This is a genomic window from Nostoc sp. (genome assembly GCF_036917675.1).
GTDB lineage: Bacteria > Cyanobacteriota > Cyanobacteriia > Cyanobacteriales > Nostocaceae > Nostoc.
This window is the reverse complement of record NZ_JBALCT010000016.1, coordinates 53325-79017: the sequence shown is the minus strand read 5'-3', so window position 1 is coordinate 79017 and position 25693 is coordinate 53325. Positions and strand designations below refer to the sequence as shown.

Genomic DNA, 25693 nt, shown 5'->3' with positions numbered 1-25693 from the left:
GGTGACGATACACCTTTGCACGAGATGGAATCGGGGAAATCTGACATTTTGTAACACATAGGAGGAACGAATCTAATTTAACTCAATGCTCTAGACGTTATTTCAGCCGTATAAGTTTCAACTTCAACCCTTTACAATCCCTTACGTAGTAGAATACTTAGTTAAATCTTAAGATGCTTGCTTGGTGTTAATGAGATTTTGCCCTGGAAGATCCCCCCAACCCCTCTTAAAATAAATGGGCTTAATTGCCTCTTTTTTAAAGAGGATTAGGGAGAAGCAAGCCCTAACTGAATCGTAATTAAGTTAAATATCGTAATATATTTTGATTTTATTAAGTGTATATACGTAAAATAGCGGTTAGGATTTTATATGTGTTGAATAATAATAAAAGTAAATTATGGACGGCGAAAAATTGAGAAAACGTTACGCTGCTTGGGAAAGGGATTTTACTAGGATCGATCTCAAGGGGGTTAATGTTAGTGGAATCGCTCTCGATTATTAAACTCTCGGATAAATCTTTCCTCAGCATTAATATTGCGACTTAAAAAATAATCCAAAATCTCGTCTAAATCTTGGCTAGCTTGGAAAGTGATCACGTATTACATCACTCTTGACTACCACGCGCTTGACGCAATTTTTTTTCAAGTCGCGCTATTACCACTTCACCATCAAGCACCTCTCCACGTTCGATTTCAGCAAGTCCAACAGCTATTTTTTTATGGGTTTCTTCTTCCCACTCCTGATAACCCTTTTCGTATTCCTCCAGCAGTTTTAATGCTAATGCAATAACATCATCAGCATTCTCATATCTACCGTTAGCAATTCGGCTTTGAATAAATTGCTCGTGTTCGGGTTTAAGTTGGATGTTGATGATTTTAACTCTAGTTAAGAAAACAACATTACCTTTGTTCTAACAAGAGCGCCGCCGGAACTGCTATTCTCTCCTCTAATGAGTATTCATTTATAGGGATTCTTGTTTGAATTTTAAATTTCCCCGCAGGGGGGTTGACTTTATCTACTGTTAGATGATCTAACAATGGGATTTTCTACAGATTCTCGATACTGTTGGACTTGTTCTGTGTAACCAATTGGCAGAACAGCTTCAACGTTTTCATGGGGACGAGCAATAATCACCCAAGATTCTAGGGTACCGCCATAAACATTTTCTGCGGCTTCAATACCAGCAGCCATAGCAGCTTTTACTTCAGAAACATCACCACGAATATTAACTGTAAAGCGAGCGCTACCTACTCTGATATAACCAACGAGGGTGACTCGACCAGCTTTTAGCATAGCATCTGCTGCTGCTAGCACCGCCGGAAAACCTTTCGTTTCAAGTGCTCCAACTGCCTGTAATGACATTATTAATCTCCTGTATGAATAAAGGATATGGGGGCTACGAATTAATTGTACGAAGCTTCGCTACAGATTTTGATAGCAAAATTGCTTAGAATATGCGGAAAGGTTCTGATTCTTCAGTGAAATGGATTGGTAATATGGTTTCCACATTTTCCGGCGGATTGGGAACGATGTAGTAGGTAATTACTGTACCAACCTTAACTTCCTCTCCAGCTGCGATTCCGGCTTCAACAGCTCTTTTTACCTCAGCAACGTGTCCCCGGACGGCGACTAACAAGCGAGCGCTTTCCGCTTGACCATAGTACACAATTGTGACTGTGGCAGCTTTGACCATTGCATCTGCTGCTGCTAAGACACTAGGAAAACCTAAAGTTTCAATTACGCCAACGGCCATTGGCATGGCATTAGCTCCTGGATTAAGGGATAGGCGACTTTAATTGTACGTGGCTTTAGTGCAAATTTTGACATTTTAGAAAACTTTCTTTGATGCCAGGAATTCTGAGGGCGTGGGGATTTGCCGATTCACCACTCATTACTCCCTGTTCTAAGGGTAGTCTATAGTTTATGGACTAAGATATTGATGTATGTTTCCGACTTTTCTTCCTACATCTGTTGGGCAACTGACAGAACCTACTTCGATCGCACTAGCTCGGAATATTCAAACTTCTGCGATCGCTACTCCTTTAACTAATCAACCAGTTACCACAACCTATGTCAAGCAAGGTAGTGGTGGAACTCCTATTTTATTAATTCACGGCTTTGACAGTTCTGTATTAGAATTTCGGCGGCTTTTGCCACTGCTTTCTGGAGATAATGAAACTTGGGCAGTAGATTTGTTGGGTTTTGGGTTTACAGATAGACTCTCAGGAATTGCTTATAGCCCAACTACAATTAAAACCCATCTTTATTATTTTTGGAAAAGCCTGATTAAGCAACCTGTAATTTTAGTGGGCGCTTCGATGGGGGGTGCGACGGCGATTGATTTTACGCTGACTTTCCCAGAAGTGGTAAAAAAACTGGTGTTAATTGACAGTGCAGGGTTAGCGGGTGGTTCACCATTAAGTAAATTAATGTTTCCCCCGTTGGATTATTTAGCAACTCAATTTTTGAGTAATCTGAAAGTGCGCGATCGCGTTTCCCGCATTGGATATAAAAATCAAAGTCTTGCCTCTATCGATGCGCTATGTTGTGGCGCATTACATTTACAAATGCCGAGTTGGCATCAAGCTGTGATTGCTTTTACCAAAAGCGGTGGTTACAATGCTTTTAGATTTGAAACGCTATCACAAATTGTGCAACCAACGCTAATTTTGTGGGGCGATTCCGATAAAATTTTGGGTATTGGGGATGCCACAAAGTTTAAAAGGGCAATTCCACACAGTACTCTCGTTTGGATTCAAGATTGTGGTCATCTCCCACACCTGGAACAACCACAAATTACCGCAGAGCATATTTTAGACTTTTGTGGTGAATTACATTAATTCAGGAGGCAGGAGGAACCCACCCTTACTCATAGTGGGATTGTAGTAAGGACGCTTTATACCTCGCGCAGCCCGTCTCGGTATAATTCTTTCTTTAAACTGGGCAATAACCCAGCAACTTTTGTTTTAATTGATATTTCTAACCTCCTGCCTTCAGCAAGAACTGCCTCCTACCTTTCTTTGTAACTAGTGGTCTGTCAAACCCATTTTGACGGTTGAAGAGACGCGATAAATCGCCGTCTCTACAGAAAATTTATTCGTCAATTATTTCTTGACAGACTACTAGGCGTAAATAAACTAAAGTTTGTAGTAAGGACTTTAATCCTGATAATCCTTGTTTTGAGCGATGAATCGCTCACTAGGAATTTACTGATGATCTTTAATAGTTAAATGGCCATTTGATGAAGTTTTTTGTGACAAATCAGAGATTTTGATTTGTGCCATTAATCTCTATCTAACTGATTAGGGACTGACAATAAATAAATTATCCAATCTCGTGGGGTGGGCAGCGTTCGAGTGAGGGCTGCCCACCCCACAAGAAATAGTTGAGTATTTTTTTATTTGTCAATCCCTTAACTGACTCTAGTCAAGCAACCACATCTCATTAGAACTATCAGGATACTCATTTGGTTGATTTTGAGGTTGATTTTGAGCTAGTGTTTCCGATGACCGATGTGATTTTTTGTAGTTAAGTGGATTGTAATGGTCTTTTACGGGTTTTATAGCACTAGTTTCTTTGACAACACTATCAGCATACTCATTTGGTTGATTTTGAGCTAGTGTTTCCGATGGCCGATGTGATTTTTTGTAGTTATATGGACTGTAGTGTTCTTTTACTGGTTTTATCGCAGTAGTTTCTTTTACAATAAGTTTAGAATTATCTTCTGCTGTTTGTTTTAAAGCATTAAATTCTTCTATCAGATGGGAGTTTGCTTCTGCAAGTTGCAGTGCTGCTTTTTTGGTTTCGTCAAGTTCTTTTGTTAGCTGTTGTATCACTGATTGTTGTTCTGATGTAAATGTTTTTTGTTTAGATAATTTTGATTGCAAATCAGCAATTTCCTGTCCAAGAGATACTTCTTTTTTGTGGCTTGTTTCCAGATTACTTGTTAATTCTTTGACAGTTGCTTCTAAATCAGCTTTAGTAGGACTTGTGCGTTTATTAGAAGCCGCCTCAGATGGCTGTGCTGAGGATTCCTCATCAGATGAAGCCTGTTCTTCGACAACTTTTTCTGCTGCAACTTCGATCGCAGGTTCACCTTCTGAGGGTGTAAATTTTTGCGCCTCTTCTTGTAGTAAGTCAGATAGGCTTTGTTTCTTAACCATTATTTTCTCCAATCACGCTGTAATTCATCAGCTGCACGGCGGTAGTCTAACTCCGCCTCCCGTGCATTACTTCCTCGCCATTGACTAATCGCTACACCCTCAAGTGCCGCTCGTTCATGAGCTTTATAGGCACGGATGAAGGTATTACAAGTAGGAATACCTAATCGAGTCAGAGTGTTTTTTGCTTCTAGTGCTTCCCCCATACTGCGCGTATCAACTTTGGTAAGCAATACCCGATGGGGGGTTCCCAAGGGGATGACGGCTTCCTTGACTGTTTCCACGAGGATAGCTAAATCCATTGCGGCTGGGGGTGTAGGCAAAACTAGATAATCTGCGATCGCAACTACCGCCACTAATGCTTCAGAGCGCAGCGCGGGAGGCGTATCCACCACTACTAAATCGTAACCTGTTATCTTTCCTAAATCACCTAAAAGTGTCGGATCGGTTTCTTGAGATAAATCAAATCCCATTCCTTGCTGACTGCGCCCAAACCACCAACTGGCAGAACCTTGAATATCTGCGTCAATCAAAAGCACCTTTTTTTTCTTCGCAAAGTTTGCAGCCAGATTGACTGCGGTAGTCGTTTTACCGACTCCTCCTTTACCGTTGAGAATAGCGATGATTTTTGGCACTGCTTGCTTCCGATTCTGCCTCTTGAGTGCTGAGTGCTGAGTTAGGAGTTAGGAGTTATTATTCTCCTTTTTGTCCCCCTGATCTCTAGTCCCTAGTTCCTAGTTCTTAGTTTCTGGTGATGAAACTTTTTCATTGGGACTCCCTTACAAGAATATACCGCTTTATGTGACTCTCAAGAACATGAAAACTCGTAACAATAAAATTCATCAGCCATCAATTCCAGAAAATTCTATGACAGCAACTGACAATCTGCCTGATGGACCTCAAATGCCGCGCTGGTTGCGGATGATCAAGTTTATTGGTCAGCCAGTGAAATATGTGGATGATTTTGCGAAAATCTATGGTGACACCTTTACGATCAGGAGTAGTCGCTCTGATAACCATCGTGTGTACTTTAGTCAACCCCAAGCGCTGGAAGAGATTTTTACTGCTGATTCTAGCCATTTTGAGGTTGGCAGGGCGATAGGACTAAGATTTTTGCTTGGCGATCGCTCCTTTATGTTATCAGATGGCGATCGCCACCAGCGCCAACGGCAACTATTAGCTCCTCCTTTTCATGGCGAAAGGATGCGGGCTTATGGTGAGGATATCTGTAAAATAACCCAACAGGTGAGTCATGAATGGCAAATTGGCAAGCCTTTCAATATCCGTGAGTCGATGCAAGAAATTACCTTGCGTGTTATCCTACGGGTTGTATTTGGTTTGAATGAAGGAGAGCTTTTTGAGTCACTGAGGCGATCGCTAAGTGACTTACTAGACTTTATCAGTTCGCCCGTAATGTCTAGCGCCTTCTTTTTCCGGTTCATGCAAAAAGATTTCGGTGCGTGGAGTCCCTGGGGTTGGATTCTGCAACAACGGCAAAAAATTGATCAACTTATTTATGCTTTGCTTCGAGAACGTCGGGCTGAATCTGATCAAAATCGCCAAGATATCCTGAGTTTGATGATGGCTGCTCGTTATGACAATGGTCAAGGGATGTCAGATGAAGAATTACACGACGAGCTAATGACGCTGCTAGTTGCGGGACATGAAACTACCGCTTCTGCATTGACATGGGCTTTTTACTGGATTGACCATTTACCAGAGGTGCGAGAGAAGTTGCTAGAGGAACTTAACACCATTGGAGTTAACCCCGATTTGAGTAATGTAGCTAAATTGCCCTATTTGACAGCAGTTTGTCAAGAAACATTGCGAATTTACCCAATCCTAATGACTGCTTTCGTGCGGATTGTGAAGACCCCAATTAAAATTATGGGCTACGAACTGCGAGAGGGAACAAGAATAGTCCCCAGTATTTATTTAGCACATCATCGGGAAGAAGTCTACCCACAATCCAAGCAGTTCAAACCAGAACGCTTTTTAGAAAGACAATATTCACCTTATGAATATTTACCCTTTGGTGGTGGTAATCGTCGCTGTATTGGGATGGCATTTGCCCAGTATGAAATGAAAATCGTCTTGGCAACTGTTTTGTCGGAATTCCAAGTATCGCTAGCCAACAAGCGTCCTGTGCGTCCTGTGCGCCGTGGGTTAACTATTGCTGCACCCGCAGGAATGCGGATGGTTGCGACACCTCAAGTATTGTTTTTGAAAAAACATCAGTAGTCTTATAGGGTGTGTTAGCGGAGCGTAACGCACCATTCATTCCAAGCTTGTGGAGCGTTACGCTATCCATACGTGTCAACTTAACGTGAAAGCCAGTCTATAACTAGCTTTTAGATTGTCTCGTTCCCAGTCTCCGACTGGGAATGCCGTTCTGGAGGCTCCGCCTCCTTTGCTGGCGGCAGAGCCGCAATTGAGCAGCATTTCCAGCCAGAAGGTTTTAAAGGGGTTTGGGCTTAAGTTGACACGAATGTACGCGATCGCTACCATACGTGTATTTCAAAAATCAAATACTAGTTTTATATCTACGAATTTGCTTACCTCGATTTGAGAAAATCAAAAACAGGACTTACATCTGCGTAAGTCCCTGCTTTGGCTTTCATACCGATATTAACTGAGAGCTTCAGTTATTCTTTTATGGCTTTTTCGTAGCTTCAACTTTTGCTTCCACTTTCACCGTTTTCACACCTTGAACTTCTTTAGCTAAGGTTTCAGCTTTCTGGAGTTCTTGTTTAGAAGCTGCTGTACCTTTGAGGATAATTTCACCCTCTTTGTTTTCAACTTGTAACTTATTACCTGGTAAGCCTTTATTCAAATTTTTACTAACTTCGGTTTTTAAGTCGCCCTTAGCTTTGGTTGCTGCCGTTTTTTCAGCAGTTTCTTTTACTGGAACGTTGGTAGTAGTTTGATTTACCTGCGAAGCTGGCGAAGCTGGTGCTTGAGCAGCTTCATTAGTAGTATTAGGAGTTTCCGAACCAGTTTTAGGAGCCTCTTGACAGCCAAAAGTACCAACTACCAAAATGCTGCTAACTAGCAATGGAATCAGCTTTTTCATTATCTATCTCCGAATTGAGTACTTGAAGCGATTAATTGAGGTGTGTGTCATGGTGAGGAGCAGATGTTAAAAAACGATTAAATTTGAAGTAGCAAAAGTGCCTAAGCAAGCGCTCAGATTACTGAAAATTCAAACTTGGACGATTTCCTAAAGCTAAGATTTTGCTGCCAGTTTTGAGAAATGCCAATTCAATTTTCCTGACGGCTGCTAACCAGGATACCTCTGCATACAGCCTGTAGCTCTCGATGAATTTAATGTAGATGCACAGGAGCTTTCTCAATGGTAGACAATGCCATCCCACAGTAGTGAATCGATGTTATCAGATTTAAGTCAGTTTGGCGATGTCTACGACGGGCTATTCGGCGTCGCAACTCAAAACTTCAGCATTTTGGCAATACTGTGCCCACAAAATGTTACTTTAGAAAACTATGGCTTGCTTACAATGCCCTAAATATCAGGAAATATTAGCCAATGCCGTACCTTACTTCCGTCGGCGAAATTCGTGCCATTGTTACTGAATATACCAACGCTAAAACGCTGTGGATAGATACAGAAGTGGCTGACTATAAAAGTCGTAATCCCCGACTCTCGCTGATTCAGGTATTAGATAATCCTCAAGATATGAGTGGCGATCGCGTCTACCTTTTAGATGTCCTAGATCAGCCTAACATCATAGCTGAATTTATTGATGAAATTATGGTAAATTCTACAATTGAAAAAGTTTTTCACAAGGCCAGTTATGATCTAAAGCTTCTCGGTAACAAGAAAGCCAAAAATGTTACTTGCACTTGGGAAATGGCAAAAAAAATTCCCTACTATCTTTTACCATTACCTAACTACCAACTCAAAACCATAGCTACGGCACTTTGTAGCTTTAATAATATCGACAAACAAGAACAAAAAAGCGATTGGGGAAAACGTCCCCTAACTGAAGAACAGATAGAGTATGCTTACTTAGATTGTATTTATCTTGCTCAAATCCACTTAAATTTGTTAGGATTACAAGCCAAAGCCAGCCCCAACTCGGCAACGGAAGACTTAATATCACTAAGTACTAGATACTCGCAACTTGAGCAACAATGGAAGTTGTTGAATTCTGAATTTGAGCATTTACAAGAACGCATGAAAAAAGCTATGCAAGCTCAGAATATATCGGAAACTTCTGATTATAAGCTGACTAGTTATGAGCGTACTACAGTCAAAGCTGCATTTACAGAATTGGCAAGGCTAGCACAAACTCAAGGTATTAATTTAGATTTTCCGATCACACTAACTCAGAAACTCCAAAAAGATTTAGGGCAAAATCTGGAACATCTATCTGTAGATATTGAAAAAACCACGTCTTGGCGGCTAAATACCAAAACTGAAGAGAATGAAACGGAGGATGAGTAAATTGTTCATCAGGCTACAAATGCCAGAATTTATCTAGCAAATTTTATACTTGATAGTTCATAATTGCTTTGATAAATAACCATTAAATAAAGCTATTGAATATTAGGTTAATTTGTAAATTAACTTTAAACTTATATAAAAAGTTAGAATAATTATTGAGTTTAAGAATGAAAATCTAGATTTTGGTACTAATTGTGTTCAGGTGTTATGGCAGTTTATATTAACTTATGAGACGGCGTTTATTTAGGCAAAAGCGAACAAGGGTAAATACTTTATTTACCATAGCTATTTTTACTACATTGACCGCAATTAGTAGTGTTTCTTGCAGTAAGAATGACAATTTATTGGTGACAGAAATCGGAGTCAGTCCACCTAGCCGCCGTTCAGCGACAACTTCCATTGGTGGGAAATTCTATATTCAGGGAAAGAATCAGCATTTAAATGGCGACTTGCAAGCGGCGATCGCTTCCTATAGTAAGGCAATTGCTCAAAATTCTCAATATGGCGCTGCCTACAACGGCCGGGGATTAGCCTACTTTGATTTGGGAGACAAGGACAAAGCGATCGCAGATTACAATCAAGCACTTCGCATCAACCCTGACGACGCCGAAGCCTACAATAACTTGGGGAATGCCCGCGCCTCACTAGGAAATAACAGAGAAGCAGTCAAAGATTACAGTGAAGCGATTCGCCTTAATCCCAACTATGCTGAAGCCTACAATAACCGGGGGAATGCCCGCGCCACCAATGGAGACAAAAAAGGGGCAATGGATGATCTCGATCAAGCGATTCTCCTCAACCCCAAATATGCTCAAGCTTATAATAACCGAGGAAATGCTCGTGCTGCCAATGGAGATCCACAGGGAGCGATCGCGGATTACAATGAAGCCATTCGCCTCAATCCTAACTTTGCCCCTGCCTACAATAACCGGGGAAATGCCCGCGCCACCAATGGAGACAAACAGGGAGCGCTTAAGGACTTGCAACAAGCAGCAAGCATTTTTCAAAGTCAAGGTAACAACGATTTATACCAACAAGTGATGAATAACATCAAAGAACTTGGACAGTAGGCAAAAGCAGGGTTTTAGTTAAAAGTGAACAGACCACTGAGTTATGTTGTCGGAGAACAATTTATTTCTCGTGTTATCAAACAGAATTCAGGAGTCAGCAGCGAAGCCAAAGACGCTCCGCCGAGGCGTCAGAATTCAGCAATGTTTTATCTACTACTGGGTGATAGCTTGCGGAGTGCGAGTCCGCGAACGTCTGAATATTGGTTTAAAACCAAGCCGAGTTGTGGGCGAAACAAAATTAAAATATTTTTCAATACTTAATACTCCATCCCTTCATGGGTGGAATATTCTGAATTCCGACTCCTTTTTTATTTTACGCAGCACCTGCAATGGAGAGCGATGGCGTTTCCACGTCCACCAAGAATGCGATCGCCTGACCCATCCAACCACTGCTCAATGGCATTAAAAGGCTGCAATCCTTTTTTTCTTTCATCGCTTTTAGTTTTTCAAGCGTACCATTCGCCTTTGACCTAACTACTATTAATATTCGAGTAAAAATAAATTACTTATGTCCCTTTTACATAATGTAAGAATTGCCAAACTGTGCAGGAATAATGCTAGTTTGTAAAATAATAGTGAATCTTCAAGATAAATTAAGCAACGAATTATTTGAAAAGCGTTGTTTAAGTTCTTGAACTCAGAAAGAAGCTTGTGTATTTAGAAATTCTTTCCGGTTGATACTAATTAAATGGAGGTTAAACAGATGGAAAATGTAAAACTAGAGAATCTAGATAACGAACTAATTAGTTTTGATTTAAGTCCAGAAGACATGGAGGCAATAAAAGGTGGTACAAGCGTGCCAAAAGATATCTCGAATGGTAGTAACTGTCCATCTCTTCCGAAGCGCCCTTTTACAATTCTAATCGTTGCAGTACCACCGAAGCGCCCTTTTACAATTCTAATCGTTGCAGTACCACCCAAATGCAAGAACGACTAATCATTAAATTGAAAGATTAAGTTTAAGAGGATGTTTGAAAAGTTTAATTTATTACTAGCCCTGACGACTAGAAATCCCGGCTACACGAGAATTTACCCACAGAGGTGGGTTTAAAACCCTTGATTTTTTATTAGTCCGCGTAGAGAGAAGTCTGAGCGCCGACTTCCGGCGTTCAGAACTTCAAAGCGGACTTCGTTTGTGTAATAGCGAATTATATGAGACTGTTGGCGAATTCACTCTCTTGTTAAACCCCCCACCCCTAAAACCTTAGTTTGGCATTGCTTTCTCGCCCTGCAATAAATTGATTGCTCATAGCTAAAGTGCGTTGAAACGCACTGAAGATTAAAGAAATTAAGATGGATTCAGGCTGAGGGGTTAGACCCCCTATCAATTGGCCAACAGTCTCATTATATTCGCCCAATACTTTTCAAATATACTCTAAAGGTTTATATCTACACCTATGCTTTAAGAGCTATGTGCTACTAATAATTATCCAATCAAGGGTAGGAATTATACTAAATCTAGTTTTTTTAAGATAAAATATATGAACAATGTTAGTGAGTTGGCGCTCAATTATCTACAACGTTATAACTGCCAGATTCTTGAAGATTATCAAAGTGTTTTGAGACAGGCTTGCGAAATTCATCCACCACCACACGGTATGGCATGGTACGGTAATTCCTATCGTCAGTTTGCTCGTAATGCTGAGTGGTTCTCTAATTCCCTGATTAGTAACGTCGTTGAAGAAGGAACTGGTTCTAAACAAGTTTGGCAATTCTCAGAGCAGATCGAAAATCAGGAGTTTGCCCAGTTGGTGAGAAATCACTCTATTGATGAGTCGCGCCACTCACTAATGTTTGTGGCACTGTTGAATATTATTTTTCCGACGAAAATAGAAGCAGATTTCCGCACACAGTTGAAAGCCTTTTCTCCGCAATACTATCACCACAAGCATCCGCCCCTAATACCCATTTCTTCGGCTCAAATAATCGATGAAAAGTTGGTGATGGATGAGATTATCCAAATCAATCTCTTAGAAATTCGGGCATTGATCCTACAATTATTGTTGCGTCCAGTACTGCAAGCATATGCTACAGCTAAGAACTTAGCAAAAGTAACTCGAATGTCTGATTTGTTGATTTTCGACGAAACCAAGCATATTGAATACTCTGGTTACTGTATTGGTAAGTACATGGAGCAAGGTCATGACTCTTGGGTGCGGGAAATGATGATTTATCGTCAAAAGACTGTTAATGAAATGTTTTTAGAAGATGTGGAATTAGCGGGTTCTGTTGGTACTACTATTTTACGGACACAAGATCGCTCATAACTGTTTAGGTTTACCTAGCCCAGCAAATCAAACCATCCATTCCACCCAATCGGGCGCAGATGCCATTAGTTGACCAAATTTCTCCGGTTAAACGTCCTCAAACTTCAACCCCCCAATGCTCATCAGTTGTTATGCTACGCATTTCCACATAGTTCTGAGCGGCTTTCGCCGCTTAGACTTGTTTGTGCGTTGACAAAATCACATTCCAGAACCAATGTGGATGCGATCCTCAACTTCCGCAAATTTTTCTAGTGCCTCCTGTTCAGTACTCAATAGTGAAACGACGATCGCCACAATAAACGCCAGTGGGATACTGATTAATCCAGGATTTTTCAAAGGAAAGGGTGCAGAAGCGTGCTTGAGAATCGTTACTTGAATAGTTGGTGATAAATAAATCAGCACTAAAGAGGAGACGGTACCGACTAACATACTCGCAACCGCACCGTTAGTAGTGAAGCGTCGCCAAAGCATTGATAAGAGCAAGGCTGGGAAGTTTGCACTAGCTGCGATCGCAAATGCTAAACCTACCATATAAGCCACGTTTTGCCCTTTAAACAAAATACCCAGAATGATCGCTACTAATCCCAAAACCATTGTCGCACCACGAGCCACTTTCAGCTGTTCTGACTCGTCAGCATGACCCGATCGCACTACGTTCACCCACAAATCGTGAGACAATGCAGCTGCACCTGAGAGTGTCAACCCCGCTACAACCGCCAAAATCGTCGCAAAGGAAACAGCCGAAATAAAACCTAAGAAAGCATCACCACCGAGAAATTCTGCTAACATCGGTGCAGCCATGTTACCACCAGTCCCAATTTGCTTGATGGCATCTTGACCTACTAGTACCATCGCTCCAAAGCCCAGAATGAAGGTAAGGAGATAAAAAACGCCAATAATAGCTGTAGCATAAGTAACAGAGAGCCGCGCGGCTTTGGCGTCTGGTACTGTGTAGAAACGCATCAGGATGTGGGGTAGTCCAGCAGTGCCGAACATCAACGACATCCCCAAGGAGATAGCGTCTAAGGGGTCAGAAACCAGTTTGCCCGGAGCTAATACACCTGTATACTTCTGTGATGCGGCGGCGAAAAGAGCGATCGGGTTAAAGCCAAATCGTGCCACTACCAAGATAGCTAGCAAAATAGTTCCACCAAGCAACAGAACTGCTTTGATAATTTGTACCCAAGTGGTGGCAATCATCCCGCCAAAAATCACATAAGCCATCATCACGCAACCGACGATGACTACAGCTAATTCATAATCAAAGCCAAACAATAGTTTGATTAGCTCACCAGCGCCTACCATCTGGGCAATTAAGTAAAAGCTAATCACTACCAGCGTTCCAATCGCCGATGCGATACGTACAGGTTTTTGCTGCAAACGATAAGCTACTACATCGGCAAAGGTGTATTTACCTAAGTTGCGTAGTGGTTCGGCAATTAGGAACATGACAATCGGCCAGCCCACCAGGAAGCCGATAGAATAAATTAAGCCGTCAAAGCCGTTGAGTGCTACCAGCCCAGTGATACCTAAAAAGCTAGCTGCACTCATGAAGTCTCCCGCCAAGGCTAGTCCATTTTGGAAACCGCTAATTTTACCGCCAGCTGTATAGAACTGTGCTGTATTTTTGGTGAGTTTTGCCGCCCAAAAGGTAATGCCTAAAGAGCTGGTAACAAACAGAAAGAAGAAAGCGATCGCTAACGGGTTAAAGTGACCAAGACTGGTAATATCCGCCGCTAGTGGCAGATCGAACCACACACTATTCATGCTTTTTTGGTTTAGTATTTTGGATTTGGGACTAGAAAAAACCTAACCCCCCAGCCCCCTTCCCTACAAGGGAAGGGGGAGCCAAACTCCCCTCTCCGCTTGCCTAACGGCAGGCTGACGCCAACGGAGATGGGTTGGGGGAGAGCTTCTTCCAGGATTACTGAATTGGTGTTTTAGAAATTGCTAATAGCTAATTCACTTGCGTGTCAGCTTGGCGATTTGGTCGTCATAACTACTATTTGCCCAACGCACGTAGATAAAAATTAATATCCATGCTGCGACAATTACCAGCGCCCCTAGTAAAATTCCCAAGCTGAGGCCAGGAACTACTAATGACCCCAGTAGGGGCTTATTGAACGCGATTAATAGGATAAAGCCAAAGTAAATAAAGATCATGGCTCCACTGAGAATCAGGGATACCCGCCAACGTTCAGCCGCGAGAGCCTGGAGAGCCTTTGTGCGATCGCTCATGTCTTACTTTAGGTTGAGAAGATTAGGTCAGATTGTCTCATTGAAGTTGATTTGTGCGTAATTTTCTTAAAGATTATTAGTAAATTTATTGCTATTTCAGGTAATAAAATTAACTTTGCAAAGTAATATACCAAAATAACAAGACAATAGCGGCTCTGTTTTGAGTCAGAAAAACATAAAACTATCTGTAGATGCAGTTATACCAAATAAAGCTCGTCTATACTGGGATTTGCGAATTTTTACATAAACTACTATTTTTTATACTAAAAGTAAAATTAATTACGTAAATACTACTAGGTTTTAAAATCCTTCAAGTCTTATGAAATGTTTTTTTAAGCTATCAAATCAACTGAGATTAATAAAAAAAGTACATATTAAGTTATAAAACATACCGAAAATTGCTGTAGCGACATCAGTGAATACTTTAGTAATATTTATATCAATAACTTGCTAATACATAGATAGGGCATCACCAAAATTTAGTAAATTATGTTTATCCAAACACTGATCACAGAGCCGATTTATTTTTTCAGAATCGTTGTAATTGTGATATTCTCCATCACTTTGCATGAACTTGCTCACGGCTGGGCTGCTATGAGTCAGGGAGATAACACTCCACAACAAACTGGTCATCTCACGCTTAATCCTGTAGTTCACATGGGCAAAGAATCCCTCATTTTTCTCTGTCTCATGGGTATAGCTTGGGGACAAATGCCCGTCAACCCATCTAAGTTTCGCTCTGGGAAGCTAGGCAATATTTTGGTATCAGCAGCTGGGCCATTATCAAATCTGGCTTTAGGCATTCTGTTTATTGTGCTGCTCAAACTTTTCTTTAAACCTAGTCTTTCAGGACTCTTCAGTGTCGAATTTCTTTACCTAGCGGCTCGGATTAATTTGACGTTATTTCTGTTTAATCTGCTACCAATTCCACCACTCGATGGCTTTCATGTTTTCAGTGAGATTTTTCCTCAGCTAAAGCCACTGCAATATACCCAGTTCGGACTCTTTGCCATGATGCTTCTATTTATAATTCCGGGTTTGGGGACAGGACTTAGTAGGATTGCTGATTTATTTATTCGGTCAGGATTGGGGATGTAAAGAGCAACTTTTAGGCAAAGGCAAAGGACAATTTGAATGAAAATCAAACAAAAACTTGTGGTTGCTGTTACTAGCATTGCCTTGGGCATTGCTGATGTACTTCTGCCATCTGGAGAGTCAAGAGCGATCGCCGTTTACGTCTTCCATTGAATTATTGATGAGATTATTGATTGTTGGCAGCTTTGGTTCTGTGGGAATTGCAGGTTATTCTTCCTTTGTAGAACGCTATTTCCAAATAATTAATAAAGATTTAAAAATAATTTACTACAGTATTTTTTTGTTACTGTCGTTACAAATTATAGGCAGTGTTATTGTAATGATGTCTTCAACTGCTAGTCCAATTTCTTCTGCAATACATCCAAACTCTAGCTGTATTTTAGGAAAACCATAATAATAATTAGAATTGCTAAACTGATGTGCAGCTAAATTGTATAATCCGAAAACGTAAAATTATTGTAGTGCGGGCATCTTGCCCGCGTCGCATATACAAATTAAATACGCAACAGCTTATAGCAATCCTGAATCAAAGGCGCAGAAACAATATCCCCGACTTCTCTAAGAAATCGGGGATATTGGGGTTGATAAATCTATTGCAACAACTACATCAGCACCTTTAGTTAGAAGACGCGAGAATAAAGCAGTTCCACACCCAATATCAAGAACGTTTTCACAGTGGAATGGTAACTGTTTGAGTAAAAAATTGTGATAGTGGCTGTTGTGATTCCAACCTTCTTGCTCATGCAAAGCAATTTGGTCAAAATCATTGCGAATTTTTTGAGTCAGCGCATTATTATTTTCCCACATTTAGGCTCCCGGTTTGAAATAATCGAAGAGGCGATCGCCTGAATCGGCGCGAATCAATGCCACAACTACATCGGGTAAGGCGGTTAAACTGGGGTAAACCAAATAACGTGGTTCCCAACTGGGGCGGAACTTCTCTCTGTAGGCGTGCAGTCCCTTGAAATTGTAGAAGCGATTCAAATGTCCATAAAGATAATGCAATATTTTCTCCAAGCGGCGTGATTCTGGGTTTTCTCCAACTCCCGCAAGGGCAGAAAGACCGAAATTAAAGCTGTCGTAGCCAGACTCTTTAAAATGTTGGAGCAGAGAAATAAATAGAAAGTCCATTGTACCATTTTCAATCGACGAGCGGTGTCGCATCATGTCAATAGTGGCTTCGTTGAGTTGGTACTCCCGAAGAATGTTGGCAAAGGCGCTGATTTCACCTTCGGGATTATGCACCACAGCAATCTCGCACTCTCGCAGGTAAGCTTCCTCAAACCAACCCAAAGAAAAGTGTTTTTCCGAACCTTGTACCATTTTCAGCCATTCATCACTCACAGGTTTGAGTCGGTGCAACAAAGCATCGGCGATGGGTGGTTGGTAAAAGTCGATTTGGTATCCTAGCTTAGTTAAACGATTAATTGATGGTCTAAAGTTTTTACCGGCTTTACCTTGTAATGTAAAACTTTTTAGGTCAACGATCGCTTCTTCTCCAATCTTGAGTACCTTAAACCCCAATGACTTGTAAAGCTCAACATCATTGGGCATAGTTTGGTAAAATCCAGGATACCAGTCATTGCGCTGGCAAAACTGCTGGAAAGCAACAATTGTCTCTTTCCGGTCTTCAATGGGGCCGATGGGATCTCCTAAGGCGATCGCGCCCCGTCCTTTAGGAACATAAGCAATTACACTATTACCCGAAGGACTGAAATAATAACTTTTATCATTTAAGAGTGCGATCGCTGCTAAAGAAGAACATCCATATTGCTCAACAATTTCTTTAGCTTTTTGCCGCTCATGTGTAGTTGCCAGATTCCGCCAAAACACAGGTTGCAATAACATTACTATTGCATATGTAATAGTAACTGCGGCAATAATATAGATAGAATTAGCAAAGAAATCTCCAAATCGGCTCTTTGGTTGTAGTCCCCAATTATCCTCAGTGAAGAACATCGCCAAAGTTTGAACTATTGCTTCACGCCAATTAAAATTCTCTGAAAACTTGCCGTCTAACAAGTAAAATCCAATAGTTCCGTATGCCAGGGTAAATAGTAAAGCACCTATCAGCGCTCGAACTCCCCGTGCAATGGAAGGACGGTCTGATTGCGCCGTGAAAAAATGGCGCATCAAAATTAATTGCACCAGTAAAACTCCAGAGAGTAGACTTTCTTCATAGTCCAATCCCTTCAGCAAGTGGCTGAAAATGGAAATCACTAGTAAAGTAATCGTCAGTAACCAGGCGATTCTTTTTCGGCGTAATAAGTTAGTAGCAAGTGCTAGTAAAACAAACCCAGTCAACGCTGCAAATATATGACCACCGGCCCGAATTTCAAATGGTAAAAATTCCTTTAACCACTGATTTCGCCCGTACAGTGTAGGTGTCACTGCGGACAACAAATTTACTACTCCGACTAAACCTGTAAGGAAAGCTACACTCCAAAGTCCAATCTGAGTTTTTAAATTATTGGTCATTAGTCTAAAAGTATTAATTAGGAGTTACAAATTAGGAGTTAGAAGTTTTGGCTCTAGCACTCTATTTCTGGACTAAAATAATAAACAAACTAGTTTTATCGGCTGTGTTAATTATACGGATTAAGCTTTAATGTTTTGAATTTTCTCCATAACACCTTAATTTTAATGCCGTAGCACAAGGGAAGCGGTGGAATCTGAGGTTTCAAATTTTAACTCCTAATTATTAACTTTTTTAAACTGTTCTCCTACATAGGATAGTGAATCTTTGAGATGTTTATGAAAGTAGTTCCAGCCTATATCCGCACCAGACAAACCATGACCTCCAGGAAATGCATAAAATACGTGAGCAATGCCTAATTTATTTAAGGTTTCGTTGAAGGTTTTGGTAGAAGCCAGTAAACTAGTATCATTCAGACCTGCATCTAGGTAAACACGCAATTGCTTCCTATCTTGAACTGGTAGCTGTTGCACGATTTCTTGGGGACTATTTTGTGAACCGCTATTATCGGTAAAATAACCACTATGGCTAAACAAAATCTGGAAGTTGTTGAGATAGCGTAACCCAATATTAAAAGCCCCCCATCCCCCAGAAGACAGACCTCCCAGCGCCCAAAACTGGGGTTTTTCTAAAGTGCGGTAGCGCGACTTGACAATTTGTACTAATTCTGAACCAATCAAAGTCCCCACTTTGCCATTCGGCCCATCAAAATAATCAGGATCATACAAAGGACTAGAACCGCGATTATCATTACCATCAGGTGTAATCACAATCGATGGCGGTAATTTTCCACTTTGATAAAGTTCATGCAGTACTTCTAAGAGTCCGTATTTATCAGCGTAAGCACGAGCATCATCATGACCACCGTGCAATAACAATATCACAGGGTAGCGCTTTTGCTGATTTTTGTTATAGCTAGGGGGCAAAATCACACCGTAGTTACGGACTGCACCCATTGCTTGGGAGTTGAAGGTTGCTAATTGAAACTTTAGCCCAGTATCTGCCTCTTCTGGGGGCGGGTCTAGTTGTGGCGCACCCAAGATGAATACATAATAATAACCGGCGGTAGTCAGGAGTGCGATCGCTCCTACCAAGCTGATTAAAAATTTATAAATCTTCATATTCTTTTGGCGGTTAAAAAAAATCACCTCAATTAGAACTTACTATAGTTAATCTGCTGAAAAATTGCACCAAATTTTTCCACGTTCACCAATAATGGAAGTCAACGTTTTGACAAAATCGCATTATTTTCACTAAAAGTTCTTATGACTTACGCAAAATTGTCTCAAAAACCTGATTTGTCGTAGCGGTAATTCATGAATTACCGCTACTTCAGAAATTTTTTGCGTAAGTCCTGGTTTTAATAACTTCGAGTAGTTTTACCCCGATTAAAACCTAAATTCTCATCTCTATGAGCTATCTCAGAAGCTCTAAATTCTTTTCCCACAAATGTCAAAGAATCCGCTAAATGTTCACGCCAGTATTGCCAAGTGTGACTCCCTGGAAACTGACGAAACGAATTATAAATTTTGAGTTCGTTTAGTACTTTAGTAAATCCTTTGGCTTCGTCGATTTCTTCAATATCTGATTTACCTGAATCTAGGTAGATACGTAATCTTTTTTTAGCTTGTAAAGGAATGGTTTTGATATAAGATATTGGACTATTTATCGGGCCACTTTTATCATGAAAATAACCACTATGACTAAATAAAATTGAGAAATGATCTAGGTTGTGTAATCCCACATTCATTGCTCCCCAACCACCTGAAGATAAACCACCTATCGCCCAAAAATCTGGATTAGTTAGTGTCCGATAACGGCTTTGCACAACTTTTACTAACTCATCCCCTACGGCTGTAGAGACTTTACCGTAAGGGCCATCGATATATGCGGGATCTCGGTAGGGACTAGAGCCACGTTTGTCGTTGCCATCTGGTGTGATGATGATGCTGGGTGGCAACTTACCTGTAGTATAAAGTTGTTCCACAGTTTTGAGAGCTTGTCCCTTGTTCTGAATAAACCAATCAGTAGGATAACCATGTCCACCGTGCAGGAGAAAGATTACAGGATAACTTTGTTTTAGGTTTTGTTTATAGCCCGGTGGTAAAGAAACGCCGTAGGTACGACTTGCACCCATTACCTGACTATCATAGGTTTCAATCTTGTAAGTTAGAGGAGTAGCTAAATCGCTAGTATTGGGCTGGCTTGAAAAAAGAGAAGGCGTTGTTTGTAAATCCTGCTGTTGAGATAATTTTGCTGCTACACTTTGACGGTAATTACAGCCAACTAGAGTTAATACTGAAACTAGCAAGATAATTTGAGATTTTTTGTAGTTCATTAATCAGTTATCACTATAAAAACAACTATTGTATCTGGTGTTTATCTTCAAAAGCTTATGCAAATGATATGTCAATGCTGTGTCAAACCGATGGAAATTTGGCGACTGCTAGGAAGTTAAAAGTCAAGACTTAGAATAGGTTTCTTCACTTAGTACTCAGGACTTTTAAAATGCTTAAAAAGTTTCGACTAAAATTTAGTACGCTGTTCGGCTTATCGCTCCTGGTGCTTTCCCTATGGGCGATCGCTAACGAATTACATGAGTATAATTATCGTGATATCCTCAACTCTCTAGCTGCTATTCCCAAAAGTCGCTTAAGCTGGGCAATTTGGCTGACAGCATTGGGCTATCTAGTGATGATTGGGTACGATATCTTAGGTTTTAGCTACATTAATCGTTCCCTAAGTTGGAACAAGATTGCTCTAACCAGCTTTATTAGCTCCGCGTTTAGTAATACCATAGGTTTTGCCTTGCTGACTGGCAGTGCTATCCGTTATCGATTTTACTCTAGTTGGGGAGTGTCAGCAGGAGCGATCGCTCAAGTAATTGCTTTCGCCAATTTTACCTTTTGGTTGGGGATGTTTGCTGTCGCAGGTTACTTGTTCCTTGTCAACCCCCTGAAAATTCCCACTCAACTACATTTACCTTTTGCCACTGTGCGTCCCATTGGCGTAATTTTTCTGGTATTGGTAGCTATTTATTTGCTAGGAAGTATTTTTATTAAACAACCGTTAATAATTCGTGAACAAGAATTTCGATTTCCTTCTTTTAAAATATCCCTGGTTCAAATAGCAATTTCTGGTCTTGATTGGATTTTAGCAGCAGCAGTTCTTTATGCTGTGCTTCCTACTAATATATCTTTGTCCTATCTGGATTTTTTGGGAATCTACTTACTAGCGATGTTTGCAGGTGTTGTTAGTAATGTCCCCGGTGGTTTGGGAGTATTTGAAACTGTAATTTTGCTGATTCTGTCCTCAAAAGTTTCGGCGGCGGCAATTTTGGGGTCAATGTTAGCTTATCGGGGAGTCTATTATTTCTTACCTTTGCTAGTAGCAGCAGGTTTGCTAGGACTTTATGAAATTAGATTTAGAACAGGGAGTTTAAAATAATTCGTAATTCGTAATTCCTAATTAAGTTTTGTAAGGTGGATTTAGACTCTGCCACAAAACTTCCCGCAAATTCCATTCGCCCTGGCTGTATTCTCTGACTTTTCACGGTATCTGGAAAACCTCTCTCTAAATCTCTCTCCTTTTAGGAGAGAGACTTTGAATTTTTCCCTTCCCGTTGCGAGAAGGGGGTTAGGGGGTTAGGTTTTTCGTGGATTTTTCCACATGACCTGAATTGTGAGGCTGTATTCTTTATAATTTTTTTTACTATTTGCTCTCCATTAACTATTTAGAAACTGTAGACTGAGAACCATAAGTAAAATCTCGTGTATTTTGGCAAACTTATGGAGCCAGTATCACTTACAGCAGCTGCGATCGCAACCTTAGTCGTCACCAAAGCCTTTGAAAAAACTGGTGAAATTCTAGGCACAAAGGCTTTAGAGCAAGGCGGGAAATTATTATCACTACTGAAGCGGAAAGAACCTATTACGGCGAGTGGTATTGAACTGGCTCAAACACAACCGCTAGATTATGGTCAAGCTTCTTTGGTTGAGCAGGTAGAACAAGCGGCAAAGAAAGACCCTGAAATTGCTCAAGCTGTTGAGGCTTTGGCGGATACTGTTAAATCTCAAGCCTCTCTCATCCAGAATTTCAGCAAGCTAGCAGAAAAAATTGGCATTGTTGTACAGGGTGGTACGGTGAATATTGAAAAGTTGAGTCTTTAACTAGGTTGTAATCCCCTGTAAATTCAATTTTGATTAGTCATTAAGTAACCTATACAAGATTCTGGAAAATGGCAGAAAAAATTGGGGTTGTTAACTACGGTAAAACTAACATTGGAACACTCATTGTTGGTTCATCTGGCGAAACACCTATATTGATAGGTATTCCTGAAAATCTACCTTTAAGTGGGGTGGTGGAATTTGTCGGGCGTGAGGAAGAATTACAAAACCTGCACCAACTTTTGCAGGATAATAAACAAGTAGCGATCGCAGCGATCGCTGGCATGGGTGGACTGGGTAAAACAGAACTGGCCTTACAATACGCAAAGGCTCACCGTGAAATCTACAAGGGTGGAATTTGCTGGTTGCTGGCAAAGGCTGAAGATGTGGGTATTCAAATTGTGCTGTTTGCCAGAACGCAGCTTGACTTAAACCCACCAGAAGGTTTGGATGTCCTCACACAAGTGCAATACTGCTTTCGTCATTGGCATGAGGGTGATGTGCTGCTAGTGTTAGACGATGTTGGCGAATATCAGCAGGTTAAGTCTTACTTACCCTCGTCATCTTCCCGATTTAAAGTGTTGATTACCACCCGCCAACACTTAGGAGCATCTATTAAGCAATTATCTCTAGATGTATTGCAACCAGAAGCAGCGCTAGAGTTATTAAAGTCATTTTTTAAAGAAACACCACAGCGAATTGAGCAAGAATTGGTTGTTGCAAATCAGTTGTGTGAGTGGTTGGGATATTTGCCTTTGGGTTTGGAATTAGTCGGACGGTATCTGGCGCGAAAAAAAGACCTTTCTTTAACAGAAATGTTGCGACGGTTGGAGAAAAAGCGACTAGAACAACCCGCCTTTGATAAAGCAGAAGGCGACATGACAGCACAACGGGGTGTGTTAGCTGCCTTTGAGTTGAGTTGGCAAGAATTAAACAACGATGACAAGCAGTTAGGCTGTTTATTGAGTTTATTTGCCTCCGCACCTATATCTTGGAAGTTGGTAGAACAGTGTTTACCAGAGGAAGACGAGGAAGAAATAGAGGAAATTAGAGATGATAAGTTGTTGAATTTGCATTTACTTCAGCGCAAAGGTGAGGGAATTTATCAATTACATCCACTGCTGCGGGAGTTTTTCCAATATAAGTGTACAAGTTTAGAACAGGTAGAGGAATTTAAGCGATCGCTTTGTCGGGTAATGGTAGCAGTTGCCAAAGATATTCCTCAAGACCCCACCCTTAAGCAAATCACCGATGTCTCCCCCGATATACCTCATATAACTGAAGTAGCGAATCATCTCATTCAATACCTCAGCAATGATGATTTACCTTTGCCTTTCGTCGGCAACGCTAAATTTTATTATGGTCAAGGTTTATATAACCAAGCTTTACCCTGGTATGAACAATGTCTAGAAGTCACTAAAAAGCGCTTGGGAGATGAACATCCAGATGTCGCCGCTAGCCTCAACAACCTAGCGTTACTCTACCATTCCCAAGGCAGATACAGCGAAGCCGAACCCCTTCACATCCAAGCTTTGGAACTCAGGCGTCATCTGCTCGGAAATGAACATCTAGATGTCGCCCAAAGCCTCAACAACCTAGCAGAACTTTACCGTTCCCAAGGCAGATACAGCGAAGCCGAACCCCTTCACATCCAAACTTTGGAACTTAGGTGTCAACTGCTCGGAAATGAACATCCAGATGTCGCCACTAGCGTCAACAACCTAGCAGAACTTTACTGTTGCCAAGGCAGATACAGCGAAGCCGAACCCCTTCACATCCAAGCTTTGGCACTCAGGCGTCAACTGCTCGGAAATGAACATCCAGATGTCGCCAGTAGCCTCAACAACCTAGCTGTACTCTACGATTCCCAAGGCAGATACAGCGAAGCTGAACCCCTTTACATCCAAGCTTTGGCACTCACACGTAAGCTGCTGGGGGAAGAACATCTAGATGTCGCCCAAAGCCTCAACAACCTAGCTGTACTCTACGATTACCAAAGCAGATACAGCGAAGCCGAACCCCTTCACATCCAAGCTTTAGCACTCAGGCGCAAGCTGCTCGGAAATGAACATCCATCTGTCGCCAGTAGCCTCAACAACCTAGCGGGACTCTACCGTTCCCAAGGCAGAGACAGCGATGCCGAACCCTTTTACATCCAAGCTTTAGCACTCAGGCGCAAGCTGCTAGGAAATGAACATCCAGATGTCGCCACTAGCCTCAACAGCCTAGCGACACTCTACCGTGATCAAGGTAGATACAACGAAGCCGAACGCTTTTGCATCCAAGGTTTGGAACTTAGGCGCAGACTGCTGGGAGAAGAACATTCATTTTTTGCCCTTAGTCTTAACAATTTGGCAAAAATTTACCACTTACAAGGACGTTATACCGAAGCTGAACCATTGTATCTGCAAGCATTAGAGATTTATGAGCAACAATTAAGGGTGAACCATCCTTGGACTGTTAAATGTCGTGAAAATCTGGCAAATCTTCGCGATCGCCCTGCCTCAAATCCAGAATAAGCGAGTTTTGTGCAAAGCGTACCATGTTAAAAGTTAGATTTGCGATCGCCTAGACTAAAATTCATATTTAACTAAGTAAAAATGCCTGATTACTTACTCAAAATGGCATTTGACTTACTCAAAAGGAGCTTTTACTTACTCAAAAGGAGCTTTTGCTTTCTCATTTTAGTGTTTTCCGCAAGCAAAAGAAGCTTTTACTTACTCAAAAGCAGCTTTTGGTTTCTCATTTTAGTGTTTTCCGCAAGCAAAAGCAGCTTTGACTTACTCAAAAGCAGCTTTTGGTTTCTCATTTGAGTAATTCACGCATTCATTTTGGTATATCATTGAGCCGAAAGAAAAGCGTAGGCGTAGCCCGTCGTAGACATCGCTTCTCGGCAAATCTTAAAGGCTATTCCATTCTTCTAACGTGATTTCTCGCTCCAAAATAACCTCAACTTCCCTAATCATCATCCGCAATTGCGGTACAGAATACTCATCATTAGAGGGAATAGTTAGGCGATATTCACCGTAAACCATAAATTGATGTCTTGATTCCAGAAAAAGGGCCATCAAAGCCAAACCATCGTAATTTTTTCACAAAATCCCGACGCTTACAGGGTATCCATCGGCTCAAGAGTCGGCTCCTTGTTGAGGTCAATATTATCAATTACTGGTAGAGAATGTCCCAGCTTTAACCCAAGCAAAATCCAGTCTTCTAGCGTTGAGCGTAATTCATCCTCACACTCGCGCAAGGTTGATGCAAAGGCTATCACTCCTTTGCAAACAGGAATCCTACCTGCAAATGTACCATCTTCTAACTTGTCATAAATTGCCTGAGCGTAGACGCAGAGCGCCTTGTCGTCAGACATCGCTCGGTCAACATAATCGCTCAGAATAAACCTTATCGCCATTAAATCTCGCGTTGTGCTATCAGTTTAATCTTACGTTGAATGATGGTGTTTCGCCGATGCAGCGTCTAAGCTCTACAAAAGAAGTGTAAATCTACAAGCGATCGCCTAGTTTAGAGATGAATATTACTCAAATAAATCAAATCCCTTTTCGCTTCTCAACTTTTTGTCAAAAGTTGCTGTTGAACTACAACCATAATTTTGAGTAATTACACCAATTAAATAATCAGAAAAATCTGCACTTCCCTGCTGAAATCGCTGTAATGCTTGATAAACTACAGAGCGATTTTCTAACTCAAATACAGAACATTGCAGCATCAAATCTATGGTGTTACTAATTTATGACTAAT

The 25693-nt window shown here is 41.1% G+C and carries 28 protein-coding genes; 13 read left to right on the top strand and 15 right to left on the bottom strand.

Annotated elements, in window-relative coordinates:
- Positions 1-604 precede the first annotated feature (604 nt).
- From V7K31_RS05465 to V7K31_RS05455, 3 genes are all read right to left on the bottom strand, one after another.
- On the bottom strand, positions 605-871 hold the full coding sequence (locus V7K31_RS05465) for a type II toxin-antitoxin system ParD family antitoxin (RefSeq protein WP_335093443.1): 267 nt from the start codon (positions 869-871) through the stop codon (positions 605-607).
- Positions 872-1011: 140 nt separating this feature from the next.
- Positions 1012-1362 (bottom strand): carbon dioxide-concentrating mechanism protein CcmK, encoded by a 351-nt coding sequence (locus V7K31_RS05460; protein ID WP_334947382.1) that lies wholly within the window; start codon positions 1360-1362, stop codon positions 1012-1014.
- Positions 1363-1447: 85 nt separating this feature from the next.
- Positions 1448-1759 carry a BMC domain-containing protein gene (locus V7K31_RS05455; protein ID WP_334947384.1) on the bottom strand — a complete coding sequence of 104 codons (312 nt, stop codon included), beginning with the start codon at positions 1757-1759 and terminating at the stop codon, positions 1448-1450.
- Positions 1760-1943: 184 nt separating this feature from the next.
- Here V7K31_RS05455 and V7K31_RS05450 point away from each other — a divergent pair, with 184 nt between their 5' ends.
- A complete protein-coding gene (locus V7K31_RS05450) occupies positions 1944-2840 on the top strand; it encodes an alpha/beta fold hydrolase (protein ID WP_335093051.1) in 897 nt (298 codons plus the stop codon).
- A 582-nt stretch (positions 2841-3422) separates the two neighbouring features.
- On the opposite strand, the gene V7K31_RS05445 is transcribed toward V7K31_RS05450, so the two are convergent.
- On the bottom strand, positions 3423-4163 hold the full coding sequence (locus tag V7K31_RS05445; protein ID WP_335093050.1) for a hypothetical protein: 741 nt from the start codon (positions 4161-4163) through the stop codon (positions 3423-3425).
- Positions 4163-4795: a ParA family protein gene (locus tag V7K31_RS05440; protein WP_335093049.1), complete on the bottom strand. Its 633-nt coding sequence runs from the start codon at positions 4793-4795 to the stop codon at positions 4163-4165. The genes V7K31_RS05445 and V7K31_RS05440 overlap by 1 nt, the downstream gene beginning before the upstream one ends.
- Positions 4796-5027: 232 nt before the next feature.
- Here V7K31_RS05440 and V7K31_RS05435 point away from each other — a divergent pair, with 232 nt between their 5' ends.
- Positions 5028-6401 (top strand): cytochrome P450, encoded by a 1374-nt coding sequence (locus V7K31_RS05435; RefSeq protein WP_335093048.1) that lies wholly within the window; start codon positions 5028-5030, stop codon positions 6399-6401.
- A gap of 412 nt (positions 6402-6813) precedes the next feature.
- Here V7K31_RS05435 and V7K31_RS05430 read toward each other — a convergent pair whose 3' ends face one another.
- Complete coding sequence (locus tag V7K31_RS05430; RefSeq protein WP_335093047.1) at positions 6814-7233, bottom strand: BON domain-containing protein; 420 nt, start codon at positions 7231-7233, stop codon at positions 6814-6816.
- Between the two features lie 289 nt (positions 7234-7522).
- Between V7K31_RS05430 and V7K31_RS05425 the strand changes: the two genes are divergently transcribed.
- From V7K31_RS05425 to V7K31_RS05400, 6 genes are all read left to right on the top strand, one after another.
- On the top strand, positions 7523-7684 hold the full coding sequence (locus tag V7K31_RS05425; protein ID WP_335093046.1) for a hypothetical protein: 162 nt from the start codon (positions 7523-7525) through the stop codon (positions 7682-7684).
- 20 nt (positions 7685-7704) lie between these two features.
- On the top strand, positions 7705-8625 hold the full coding sequence (locus V7K31_RS05420; protein WP_335093045.1) for a ribonuclease D: 921 nt from the start codon (positions 7705-7707) through the stop codon (positions 8623-8625).
- Between the two features lie 227 nt (positions 8626-8852).
- A complete protein-coding gene (locus tag V7K31_RS05415) occupies positions 8853-9695 on the top strand; it encodes a tetratricopeptide repeat protein (RefSeq protein ID WP_335093044.1) in 843 nt (280 codons plus the stop codon).
- Between the two features lie 70 nt (positions 9696-9765).
- The gene (locus tag V7K31_RS05410; RefSeq protein ID WP_335093043.1) at positions 9766-10101 is read left to right on the top strand and encodes a hypothetical protein; all 336 of its coding nucleotides are present in this window, start codon (positions 9766-9768) and stop codon (positions 10099-10101) included.
- 297 nt (positions 10102-10398) lie between these two features.
- Positions 10399-10632 (top strand): hypothetical protein, encoded by a 234-nt coding sequence (locus V7K31_RS05405; RefSeq protein ID WP_335093041.1) that lies wholly within the window; start codon positions 10399-10401, stop codon positions 10630-10632.
- A gap of 544 nt (positions 10633-11176) precedes the next feature.
- A complete protein-coding gene (locus V7K31_RS05400) occupies positions 11177-11962 on the top strand; it encodes a hypothetical protein (RefSeq protein ID WP_335093039.1) in 786 nt (261 codons plus the stop codon).
- A gap of 198 nt (positions 11963-12160) precedes the next feature.
- On the opposite strand, the gene V7K31_RS05395 is transcribed toward V7K31_RS05400, so the two are convergent.
- A complete protein-coding gene (locus tag V7K31_RS05395; protein WP_335093038.1) occupies positions 12161-13729 on the bottom strand; it encodes a sodium:solute symporter family transporter in 1569 nt (522 codons plus the stop codon).
- A gap of 195 nt (positions 13730-13924) precedes the next feature.
- On the bottom strand, positions 13925-14200 hold the full coding sequence (locus tag V7K31_RS05390; protein WP_335093035.1) for a DUF485 domain-containing protein: 276 nt from the start codon (positions 14198-14200) through the stop codon (positions 13925-13927).
- 489 nt (positions 14201-14689) lie between these two features.
- Between V7K31_RS05390 and V7K31_RS05385 the strand changes: the two genes are divergently transcribed.
- Together V7K31_RS05385 and V7K31_RS05380 are read left to right on the top strand one after the other, a co-directional pair.
- Entirely contained in the window at positions 14690-15298 is a 609-nt protein-coding gene (locus tag V7K31_RS05385) for a site-2 protease family protein (RefSeq protein ID WP_335093033.1), read from the top strand.
- Positions 15299-15455: 157 nt separating this feature from the next.
- Positions 15456-15689, top strand: coding sequence for a hypothetical protein (locus V7K31_RS05380; RefSeq protein ID WP_335093032.1), 234 nt, complete (start codon positions 15456-15458; stop codon positions 15687-15689).
- A 164-nt stretch (positions 15690-15853) separates the two neighbouring features.
- On the opposite strand, the gene V7K31_RS05375 is transcribed toward V7K31_RS05380, so the two are convergent.
- The 4 genes from V7K31_RS05375 to V7K31_RS05360 all read right to left on the bottom strand — a co-directional run bounded on the left by V7K31_RS05375 (position 15854) and on the right by V7K31_RS05360 (position 20109).
- Positions 15854-16102, bottom strand: a complete 249-nt coding sequence (locus V7K31_RS05375) for a class I SAM-dependent methyltransferase (protein ID WP_335093030.1) — start codon at positions 16100-16102, stop codon at positions 15854-15856.
- A complete protein-coding gene (locus V7K31_RS05370; protein ID WP_335093028.1) occupies positions 16103-17773 on the bottom strand; it encodes a phosphatidylglycerol lysyltransferase domain-containing protein in 1671 nt (556 codons plus the stop codon).
- A 216-nt stretch (positions 17774-17989) separates the two neighbouring features.
- A complete protein-coding gene (locus V7K31_RS05365; RefSeq protein ID WP_335093027.1) occupies positions 17990-18892 on the bottom strand; it encodes an alpha/beta hydrolase in 903 nt (300 codons plus the stop codon).
- Positions 18893-19131: 239 nt separating this feature from the next.
- A complete protein-coding gene (locus V7K31_RS05360; RefSeq protein WP_335093026.1) occupies positions 19132-20109 on the bottom strand; it encodes an alpha/beta hydrolase in 978 nt (325 codons plus the stop codon).
- Between the two features lie 170 nt (positions 20110-20279).
- Here V7K31_RS05360 and V7K31_RS05355 point away from each other — a divergent pair, with 170 nt between their 5' ends.
- The 3 genes from V7K31_RS05355 (at position 20280) to V7K31_RS05345 (ending at position 24456) form a co-directional block, all read left to right on the top strand.
- Positions 20280-21218: a lysylphosphatidylglycerol synthase domain-containing protein gene (locus V7K31_RS05355; RefSeq protein WP_335093025.1), complete on the top strand. Its 939-nt coding sequence runs from the start codon at positions 20280-20282 to the stop codon at positions 21216-21218.
- Positions 21219-21559: 341 nt separating this feature from the next.
- A complete protein-coding gene (locus V7K31_RS05350) occupies positions 21560-21940 on the top strand; it encodes a hypothetical protein (protein ID WP_335093023.1) in 381 nt (126 codons plus the stop codon).
- 68 nt (positions 21941-22008) lie between these two features.
- Positions 22009-24456 carry a tetratricopeptide repeat protein gene (locus V7K31_RS05345; protein ID WP_335093021.1) on the top strand — a complete coding sequence of 816 codons (2448 nt, stop codon included), beginning with the start codon at positions 22009-22011 and terminating at the stop codon, positions 24454-24456.
- Positions 24457-24837: 381 nt separating this feature from the next.
- Here V7K31_RS05345 and V7K31_RS05340 read toward each other — a convergent pair whose 3' ends face one another.
- From V7K31_RS05340 to V7K31_RS05330, 3 genes are all read right to left on the bottom strand, one after another.
- Positions 24838-24972, bottom strand: a complete 135-nt coding sequence (locus tag V7K31_RS05340) for a hypothetical protein (RefSeq protein WP_269141653.1) — start codon at positions 24970-24972, stop codon at positions 24838-24840.
- Between the two features lie 74 nt (positions 24973-25046).
- Positions 25047-25346, bottom strand: coding sequence for a type II toxin-antitoxin system HicB family antitoxin (locus tag V7K31_RS05335; RefSeq protein ID WP_335093020.1), 300 nt, complete (start codon positions 25344-25346; stop codon positions 25047-25049).
- Positions 25347-25469: 123 nt separating this feature from the next.
- Positions 25470-25661, bottom strand: coding sequence for a hypothetical protein (locus V7K31_RS05330; protein WP_335093019.1), 192 nt, complete (start codon positions 25659-25661; stop codon positions 25470-25472).
- Positions 25662-25693: the final 32 nt, after the last annotated feature.

Coding starts and splice junctions, on each gene's coding strand:
- V7K31_RS05360 (WP_335093026.1), bottom strand. CDS start 20,109: ATGAACTACAAAAAATCTCAAATTATCTTGCTAGTTTCAGTATTAACT.
- V7K31_RS05415 (WP_335093044.1), top strand. CDS start 8,853: ATGAGACGGCGTTTATTTAGGCAAAAGCGAACAAGGGTAAATACTTTA.
- V7K31_RS05380 (WP_335093032.1), top strand. CDS start 15,456: ATGAGATTATTGATTGTTGGCAGCTTTGGTTCTGTGGGAATTGCAGGT.
- V7K31_RS05355 (WP_335093025.1), top strand. CDS start 20,280: ATGCTTAAAAAGTTTCGACTAAAATTTAGTACGCTGTTCGGCTTATCG.
- V7K31_RS05345 (WP_335093021.1), top strand. CDS start 22,009: ATGGCAGAAAAAATTGGGGTTGTTAACTACGGTAAAACTAACATTGGA.
- V7K31_RS05425 (WP_335093046.1), top strand. CDS start 7,523: ATGCCATCCCACAGTAGTGAATCGATGTTATCAGATTTAAGTCAGTTT.
- V7K31_RS05365 (WP_335093027.1), bottom strand. CDS start 18,892: ATGAAGATTTATAAATTTTTAATCAGCTTGGTAGGAGCGATCGCACTC.
- V7K31_RS05370 (WP_335093028.1), bottom strand. CDS start 17,773: ATGACCAATAATTTAAAAACTCAGATTGGACTTTGGAGTGTAGCTTTC.
- V7K31_RS05420 (WP_335093045.1), top strand. CDS start 7,705: ATGCCGTACCTTACTTCCGTCGGCGAAATTCGTGCCATTGTTACTGAA.
- V7K31_RS05395 (WP_335093038.1), bottom strand. CDS start 13,729: ATGAATAGTGTGTGGTTCGATCTGCCACTAGCGGCGGATATTACCAGT.
- V7K31_RS05350 (WP_335093023.1), top strand. CDS start 21,560: ATGGAGCCAGTATCACTTACAGCAGCTGCGATCGCAACCTTAGTCGTC.
- V7K31_RS05435 (WP_335093048.1), top strand. CDS start 5,028: ATGACAGCAACTGACAATCTGCCTGATGGACCTCAAATGCCGCGCTGG.
- V7K31_RS05375 (WP_335093030.1), bottom strand. CDS start 16,102: ATGTGGGAAAATAATAATGCGCTGACTCAAAAAATTCGCAATGATTTT.
- V7K31_RS05430 (WP_335093047.1), bottom strand. CDS start 7,233: ATGAAAAAGCTGATTCCATTGCTAGTTAGCAGCATTTTGGTAGTTGGT.
- V7K31_RS05390 (WP_335093035.1), bottom strand. CDS start 14,200: ATGAGCGATCGCACAAAGGCTCTCCAGGCTCTCGCGGCTGAACGTTGG.
- V7K31_RS05460 (WP_334947382.1), bottom strand. CDS start 1,362: ATGTCATTACAGGCAGTTGGAGCACTTGAAACGAAAGGTTTTCCGGCG.
- V7K31_RS05455 (WP_334947384.1), bottom strand. CDS start 1,759: ATGCCAATGGCCGTTGGCGTAATTGAAACTTTAGGTTTTCCTAGTGTC.
- V7K31_RS05445 (WP_335093050.1), bottom strand. CDS start 4,163: ATGGTTAAGAAACAAAGCCTATCTGACTTACTACAAGAAGAGGCGCAA.
- V7K31_RS05400 (WP_335093039.1), top strand. CDS start 11,177: ATGAACAATGTTAGTGAGTTGGCGCTCAATTATCTACAACGTTATAAC.
- V7K31_RS05450 (WP_335093051.1), top strand. CDS start 1,944: ATGTTTCCGACTTTTCTTCCTACATCTGTTGGGCAACTGACAGAACCT.
- V7K31_RS05330 (WP_335093019.1), bottom strand. CDS start 25,661: ATGCTGCAATGTTCTGTATTTGAGTTAGAAAATCGCTCTGTAGTTTAT.
- V7K31_RS05340 (WP_269141653.1), bottom strand. CDS start 24,972: ATGGTTTACGGTGAATATCGCCTAACTATTCCCTCTAATGATGAGTAT.
- V7K31_RS05335 (WP_335093020.1), bottom strand. CDS start 25,346: ATGGCGATAAGGTTTATTCTGAGCGATTATGTTGACCGAGCGATGTCT.
- V7K31_RS05385 (WP_335093033.1), top strand. CDS start 14,690: ATGTTTATCCAAACACTGATCACAGAGCCGATTTATTTTTTCAGAATC.
- V7K31_RS05405 (WP_335093041.1), top strand. CDS start 10,399: ATGGAAAATGTAAAACTAGAGAATCTAGATAACGAACTAATTAGTTTT.